General features: G+C 44.9%; 8 protein-coding genes and 1 tRNA gene. 5 read left to right on the forward strand and 4 right to left on the reverse strand.

The features are described 5' to 3' along the window. Window positions 1–9: 9 nt before the first annotated feature. Entirely contained in the window at window positions 10–2,139 is a 2,130-nt protein-coding gene (locus AADEFJLK_RS15920) for an ABC transporter substrate-binding protein (RefSeq protein ID WP_103974926.1), read from the reverse strand. Between the two features lie 209 nt (window positions 2,140–2,348). Here AADEFJLK_RS15920 and AADEFJLK_RS15925 point away from each other — a divergent pair, with 209 nt between their 5' ends. The 4 genes from AADEFJLK_RS15925 to AADEFJLK_RS15935 all read left to right on the forward strand — a co-directional run bounded on the left by AADEFJLK_RS15925 (window position 2,349) and on the right by AADEFJLK_RS15935 (window position 5,398). Beyond that, window positions 2,349–3,131 (forward strand): enoyl-ACP reductase FabI, encoded by a 783-nt coding sequence (locus AADEFJLK_RS15925; protein ID WP_088619153.1) that lies wholly within the window; start codon window positions 2,349–2,351, stop codon window positions 3,129–3,131. Window positions 3,132–3,205: 74 nt separating this feature from the next. Then, window positions 3,206–3,281, forward strand: a tRNA-Thr gene (locus AADEFJLK_RS15930). A gap of 337 nt (window positions 3,282–3,618) precedes the next feature. Continuing rightward, entirely contained in the window at window positions 3,619–3,792 is a 174-nt protein-coding gene (locus tag AADEFJLK_RS24610; protein ID WP_170065134.1) for a hypothetical protein, read from the forward strand. 52 nt (window positions 3,793–3,844) lie between these two features. After that, complete coding sequence (locus AADEFJLK_RS15935) at window positions 3,845–5,398, forward strand: anti-phage dCTP deaminase (protein WP_103974927.1); 1,554 nt, start codon at window positions 3,845–3,847, stop codon at window positions 5,396–5,398. A gap of 250 nt (window positions 5,399–5,648) precedes the next feature. Here AADEFJLK_RS15935 and AADEFJLK_RS15940 read toward each other — a convergent pair whose 3' ends face one another. The 3 genes from AADEFJLK_RS15940 to AADEFJLK_RS15950 all read right to left on the reverse strand — a co-directional run bounded on the left by AADEFJLK_RS15940 (window position 5,649) and on the right by AADEFJLK_RS15950 (window position 6,689). Further along, window positions 5,649–5,975 carry a PIN domain-containing protein gene (locus AADEFJLK_RS15940; protein ID WP_103974928.1) on the reverse strand — a complete coding sequence of 109 codons (327 nt, stop codon included), beginning with the start codon at window positions 5,973–5,975 and terminating at the stop codon, window positions 5,649–5,651. Next, the gene (locus AADEFJLK_RS15945; RefSeq protein WP_088619158.1) at window positions 5,972–6,220 is read right to left on the reverse strand and encodes a UPF0175 family protein; all 249 of its coding nucleotides are present in this window, start codon (window positions 6,218–6,220) and stop codon (window positions 5,972–5,974) included. The genes AADEFJLK_RS15940 and AADEFJLK_RS15945 overlap by 4 nt, the downstream gene beginning before the upstream one ends. Before the next feature lie 211 nt (window positions 6,221–6,431). Beyond that, entirely contained in the window at window positions 6,432–6,689 is a 258-nt protein-coding gene (locus AADEFJLK_RS15950; RefSeq protein WP_103974929.1) for a hypothetical protein, read from the reverse strand. 362 nt (window positions 6,690–7,051) lie between these two features. Here AADEFJLK_RS15950 and AADEFJLK_RS25200 point away from each other — a divergent pair. Next, window positions 7,052–7,307 (forward strand): hypothetical protein (locus tag AADEFJLK_RS25200; protein ID WP_211299234.1); only part of this gene is annotated, 256 nt, incomplete at its 3' end.

The raw sequence follows: 7,307 nt of genomic DNA on the forward strand, positions 1-7,307 counted from the left end.
ATCTGGGCATCAATTGCCCCGCAGCTTGCGCCGATAAGCCCTGGCCGCAGGTAAGGCCAGCAACACCAGTCCTGCCGCCAGCACCCCTAAAGGCCAGAAAATAGGGCGGTTCCATTGCGCCCGTTTTTGTGCCCGCTCTTGGGCATCAATGCGCGTGTATTTAAGCTGGTTATTCGCCATTAAATTGGGTTTCAGGTTTTTAAACCAGCTATGGTATAGCCCGAAGCTTTTCGGGTGGAGGCCGAACAGCCAGGGGGCATCATGGCGCACTTGCACTTCCAGTTGCTGGATCAGTTGGTAACGTTCTTCACTGTTGTCCATATTGCGCATTTTCTCAAACAGGCGGTCGAAGTTGTCGTTTTGATAATTGCTGGCATTTTCGCCGCCGAATTTTACCTTGGCATTGGCGCTGTAGAACAGGAACAAAAAATTCTCCGGGTCAGGATAGTCGGCATTCCAACCCCAGACAAAAATTTGCGCATTGCCGGTGCGGACTTTTTCTTGAAAACGGTTGTAATCCGTGACCCGGAGGACTAAATCGATACCCAGCTTGGCAAATTGTTTCCGATACCAGTTCAGCAGCGGGCGGTCATCGACCCCAGCCGCCATAGTATCAAAATATAAAATCAACGCCCGGCCAGTTTTCGGATCGACACCGTGGGCATAACCCGCCTCCGTCATTAATTGCTGGGCGACGGCGAGGGGTTTGCGGCGCGGCTTGCCGTCGCGCCATTCGTAAACGTTAGGGTTAATGCCTTGCTCGCCCTCGGCAAAACCAAAAATGCCCGGAGGAACGGCCCCTTGCGCCGGTACGCCCCGGCCATTGCGGAAAATCGAGATCATTTCTTCATAATCCACGGCAATGGCGATGGCTTGACGTAACTTGCGGGCATTTTCGCTGCTCCCGCCTATGGTCGCGTCCAGCATATTAAAGCCCATATAATAGGTCGACGTTTCGACGCTGGTCTGCAACTGCATCCCTTTAGCTTGCATGGCCGGCGTTAACGCCGCTTCGCCGCCGCCAGTAAATTGCACGGCTTGGTCGAAGTTATCCGAAGCAATGCCCGATAAATCAAAATAGCCTTGCTGGAACTTACTCCAATAGGGGATGGTTTCCTTTTCCAGCATAAACACCGCCTTGTCGATAAACGGCAAAGGTTTGCCTGCATCGTTTAACAGGCCTTTGGCCTTGTCGTCTGGTTCGCCCTCAGTCGGGTAGGTTTCGGGATGGAAGTTAGGGTTCTTCTGCAACACCATGCGCCGGTTCGGATTGTTTTCCGCCAGATAATAGGCTCCCGTACCGATAGGGAACCAATCTAAGGTGATGTTTTTATCTTTTAAGCCCGCTTGCCCATAAAACACATCGGCCTCCCAAGGCATCGGCGCGAAAAACAGCATCGCCAACCAATAACTGAACTGCGGATATTTGCCCTTAATACGGATACGGTATTGCGTCGGGCTGGTGGCCTGTACGCCCGCCATTGCTATATCTTTAATGGCAGTTTTGGGCTTGTCGGCGACTTGCTGGGCAAAGTCGGCAAAACCGACAATATAATTCTTCATAATCTCGGCAATCGGCGACTGGTTTTTCGGGTGCGCCAAGCGTTTGATCTGGTAAACATAATCTTCGGCCAGCAACGCCCGCGTTCCCGTTTGCGGCAAATCGGCCAAAGTTTTTAGCGGCGCAATCTCATCAGGGCTTAGCTGATGGTACAGATAAGTGCCGTCGGCCTTTTTCGCCAGGGCAGGGTGGGGCTGGTAACGCACCCCGTCTTGCAGGGTGATGACATAATCGGTAAAGGCAATGTCCTGCTCGGCAGCTGTGGGCGGCAAGGGTTGGCCTTGGGCGTTGATATAGTCTATTTGCGGTAAGCTCTTGGCGGTCAGCGGCGTTAGCTGATAAGGCCGTTTTAAATAATGGTATTGCAGGGGTGGCTCATAAATCTGCGCGATAAACGTGTATTCGTTAGACGCGTACGACATTGCCGGATCCAGATGCTTCGGGCGTTCCGAGAAGGATTGATATAAAATGTTCTGCTGATCGTCAGCATCACTATAAGGATTATTCAATTGTGAGGGCTGGCAAGCCGCCAAGACAAGGGCGGCGGTCAGCAAAACGGCACAGCTTGATATTTTCATCACGGTTCGGTAGGTCTAAAGCCTCCCCAAGCGGGGATTGATTAACATTGACAACGATAGCTTGGCATCGTTATCCTTCGCAATTGATTTTCCGCTTAAGGGCCGCCTGCTACAAGTGGTGGCTAAAAAGCAGTTACACAAGCCTCTTTATATAGCGGCTGTGCCAATAGAACAAACTTATTTTAACAATAAAAAGACGAGGCGATGATATGGGATTCATGCAAGGTAAACGAGTGTTGATAGTAGGCTTGGCGAGCAATCGCTCAATTGCCTGGGGGATTGCCAAAGCCATGCACCGCGAAGGTGCCGAACTGGCGTTTACCTTTCAAAATGAAAAATTAGAAAGCCGGGTGCAGGAAATGGCCACCGAATGCGAATCGTCCATCGTGCTGGAATGCGATGTCAGCTATGACGAGCATATCGACAACGTTTTTAAAGCCCTGGGCGAACATTGGGATGGCCTGGACTGCATCGTCCACTCGGTCGCTTACGCTCCGCGTGACGCACTGGACGGCGATTATGTCAACGCCACCACCCGCGACAACTTCCGCGTCGCCCACGACATCAGCTCGTACAGCTTCACCGCTTTGGCGAAAGCCGGACGAGCCATGATGGCTGGCCGCAACGGCTCGTTAATGACGTTGACCTATCTGGGCGCAGAACGTGCCATCCCTAACTATAACGTCATGGGGGTCGCCAAAGCCAGCTTAGAAGCCAACGTCCGTTACATGGCGATGGCCTTAGGTCCCGAAGGCACCCGCGTCAACGCCATTTCCGCCGGCCCTATCAGAACCTTAGCCGCTTCCGGTATCAACAACTTTAAAGCCATGCTCAGCAAAGCCGCCGACACCGCGCCGTTAAAACGCAACGTCAGCATCGAAGAAGTCGGCAACGTCGCCGCCTTTATGTGTTCTGATTTGGCCTCCGGCGTTACTGGCGAAATCACTTATGTGGACTGCGGCTACAATATCGCAGGCTTAGCGGCATCGTAAAAACGCCGTGAATTAAAAAAAGATTGAAAACAGGCTATGCAGACGCAAAAAATTGTGTATAATAGCCGCTCTTTGCTGGTGTAGCTCAGTTGGTAGAGCAGCTGATTTGTAATCAGCCGGTCGCGGGTTCGAGTCCCATCTCCAGCTCCAAAGAATTCAAAGGCTTAGGCGGTTTCCGTCTAGGCCTTTTTTATTGCTTGTCTAAAACTTTTTCATTTTGGCCGATTTTTCCCCTGATGATTTCCGGTTTTGGACTTTTGGTTATGTCAGTTTGCTTGATTTTATCTGATATTTTTCAATGTATTTTCGCTATTATTTAGTCGGCTTGATGATGAAAATATCATTAATTTATCCAAGTTGACTACTAGGCACAGAGCTTGCCTGCCTTTACTTTTTTAGTAAGAAGTATAGACTTTTAGTGTAACTAACAATTGCCAACTTAAATTAACGGCTATTAACTCAGCTAACAACTAATCGGAGACGGGAAATGATAACAAAAATTAAACCGCAACCTGAAACTCCATCGAAAATTAACGTGGATTGTTTGGGTAATAAAGAAAATCAGGCTTCTGTTTTATGTTTTGCTACAATACAGAAAAACAAAAAACTTTCCGACGCTAAAAAAAGAGTTTATCAAGCATCTGCAAATTTGAATTGGTAGTTTGTGGCGTATCGGGATTCGTATACTAAAATTGGATACAAAGGGACTTAGTATGGCTAATTCTGCTGTAAAATTAAAAACATCATCTACTCCGTCTTCTAAAAAAAGCACATCACTTGATACAACTGAGATTATTAAAAGCAGACGTTCTCAGGAACTTGTCATTGCTCTTTGTGGTGCAGTAGGGTCTGGTATTAAAAACCTTCAAAAAAATCTCCTAGATCAATTAGATAAAAATGATTACCATGTTGAGCATATTAGGCTTAGTGACCTAATAGCGGATTACTCATCTGAAAACGAAAGTGAAAAAGAACGCATAAAAAATCTTGTCGGCTTCGCACGCTATAAAGAGTTGCAAGATTTAGGTGACAGTTTACGCAATCAATATGGAAATGGCATTGTTTCTGAATTTGCGATAGGAAGAATAGCTTTGCTTAGGGAAAGCAATTTTGGGAGTGATCTTAATACTCCTCCTAGAGCCTTAAAGGTAACAAAAAAAGTTGCATATATTATTGATCAGGTAAAACATCCTGATGAAATTGAGCTTCTAAGAGAAGTTTATAGAAATAATTTTTATTTAATTGGCTTGCTCAGAACTGAAAATGAACGCAGAAAAAATCTGAAAGAAAATGATAGGATGACAGAGACCGAAATCGTTTCTCTGATCGAAAGGGATAGAAAGGCAACTGAAAAATATGGACAGCAAGTTGAAGAATCTCTCCATAAATCTGATTATTTTATTCGTAATATTGATGTTGCTGAAAAAATAAGTAAATCGGTTGATAGATTTATAAAACTGGTTCATGGCACAAATCATATTACACCAACGAAAGATGAGACAGGCATTTATGCGGCTTATTCTGCGTCACTAAGATCAGCATGTTTATCGCGACAAGTTGGAGCAGCTATTACGGATGATATTGGTGTTGTCATTTCAACAGGTTGTAATGATGTGCCTAAATTTGGCGGCGGATTGTATGATTCAGAAACTAGCCGAGATAATAGATGTTTTAATCTTGATCAGGGATTATGCCACAACGATAAACATAAAAGCATTCTTAGGTCTGAAATCGAGTCAATCTTAAATGTTTATAATATAGTTAATTCAAAAGATATTGCAGATAAAATACTTAAAAACTCGAAAGCAAAGTCTTTAATTGAATATTCTCGAGCGATACATGCTGAGATGGATGCTATTATCGCATTGGCAAGAAGTAGTAATAATACTTTAGGTAGGACTCTTTATTGTACAACTTATCCTTGCCATATTTGTGCTAGGCATATAGTTGCTTCCGGTATAAAACGTGTCGTTTATATTGAGCCATATGAAAAAAGCTTGGCTATTGAGCTTCACAGTGATGCAATTTATCAGCCGGAAAATAGGACGCAAGAAGAAAAAGTCCTGTTTGAAAATTTTGAAGGAGTTTCTCCAAAACGGTATGCCAAATTTTTTGGTATTAGTAAGGTAAGAAAAGACAATAATGGGCGGGCAATGCCTTACGCAATAAAAGATTCTGGTCATGTTGACCCGCAATATTTAGATAGTTATTTTGATTATGAATTAAAGATAATAGGTATTTTACGGGAGAAATTTCCAGAATCTTAATCGCGTAAAATTTATAAAATCCTTAATGTCAAAAATAACTAATATTACGAATCTTATTGTTTCTCCAACATCATCCCCCCGTCAGTTTAACCTCCAATAATTTCCGGTCATAGGTATCGACCACCTGTGATAAATTAGTGTCTATTCACAGCCGAACAAGCGGCCTCAATCCAAACATCTGATAAATAATAGCCAGCCTGTTTTAGCGTAATCAAACTGGCGCGTGAATCGCTTATTTCGCCGTGCCACCTCAATCAACAAGCCGCCCGTGCTTTTCATCGATAATTGCCATGCACGGATAATGCTTGCGGGCTAATGCGATGACCGAGGCTTCGCCAACATCCAATTCAGCAATCAATAACGGGTCTAGTTCCGGTGCTGGAGCAAGATGCCGCTGCCAGATTGGGTTGCGTAAATCATCGGCCCCTGTCCGGCCAATTCCCGCGATTGCGACTTCTTGATACACCGCATCGGGTATCCAAAATTCTTTGAATACCAGCGGCAAAATATCCAAACGGCCCAGTAACGACAAGGCAATCAACGGCCCGGAATTGATCACGGCCCGATCCGGCATCATGGCGCGAACTCGTCGATCATTTCCTCGGCGCTTAAATCGACGACTGGCACACCCGCTTTACCAACGGCCATTAGAAATTCAACGCGTGACTGGTTACAGAGTTTGCCTGCTTTACCCGAAGAGATGCGCCCTTGTTCAAATAATTTCAAAGCCAAAATAAAACGGGCTTCATCAGCAAAGTTACCAGGAATACAGGCATCTAGCGGCAAACCGTCCACGGGTAATTCGAGTGCGATGGTTTTCATATTTGACCTCGGTGAGTGAATGGATTAACGCTTATAAGTAGATGTGCATATATCTTTTAACATTCGCGAATTCAACCCCACCCCACCCCACCCCAGCCCTCCCCTTCGCAGGGGAGGGAGCATCTTCCCCGTCGAACAGGCGAAAATCAGGGGAAAAAGCCCCTCCCCCTGGCAAGGGGGAGGTTGGGAGGGGGTTACAGAGATACCAATGTTAAATGTTAAAAGACATATGGCACACCCACTTATAAGTCATCCCTAGTCCACGATTGAATTTCAGGCGCTTGGATAGGGTATCTAAAAAGCGTTTGAACGCTGTTTGTGGTTCAGGGGCTTTCTCATTGAGAAGGTATTTTTGGATAAGAAATCCGTAAAAATCAATTAACTCAAGTTGCAATTGCGAGGGCAATCCGGTCAGGTTGATTTGGGCCAACTGGGGTTGGCTGACTGCGGTTTTTTCATTATTCAACATAAATCACCTGATAGTCCAATAGTTTTTCCGTGGCTTAGTTTTCATGGCACACACCTCCAAAGTTCTGGGGTGAAATTACGCCACTTGGGCAACAAAATCAACAAAATTCCCGATTTATACGCACCCCATAATCCGGTGCAAGCAGAAAATCCTAAGAAAAATGGTAAATAAAACAGTTGTTTTTATAGGTTAGTGGAAAATGCACTATTTTTTAGGTACTAGTTAATATCTTTCATGGGGGCTTAAATGCTATTGTTCGAACCGTTTTTGGGAAGTCAAAAAGGGAATGGCGATGATTGCCCTGCAAAGGATAAAAACCGCCAAGATCAATTGGCGAATTCTAGTCACCTTTAGAGGATATTATGAGAAAAATAATATTGTATTTTTTGTTAACACTAACAAGCTTTTCCGTCATAGCAGAAGAAATTCCTAGTATTAAAGGCGTTTATGGTGTTGCTTGGCGGGTTGGGTTCATAACTTATCGGGGTCTTTTAGCTATGGAGGGCAGTAAAGGTGAAATGTGGGTTAGCTTTTTTGATACATCCCTTAATCAAACCCGAAAAATTAAAATGAACATGCGGTTTATTAGTTCGTCATCGGGTCATATTTTAGCCGGAT

Origin of the sequence: Methylovulum psychrotolerans (genome assembly GCF_002923755.1) — a bacterium.
GTDB lineage: Bacteria > Pseudomonadota > Gammaproteobacteria > Methylococcales > Methylomonadaceae > Methylovulum > Methylovulum psychrotolerans.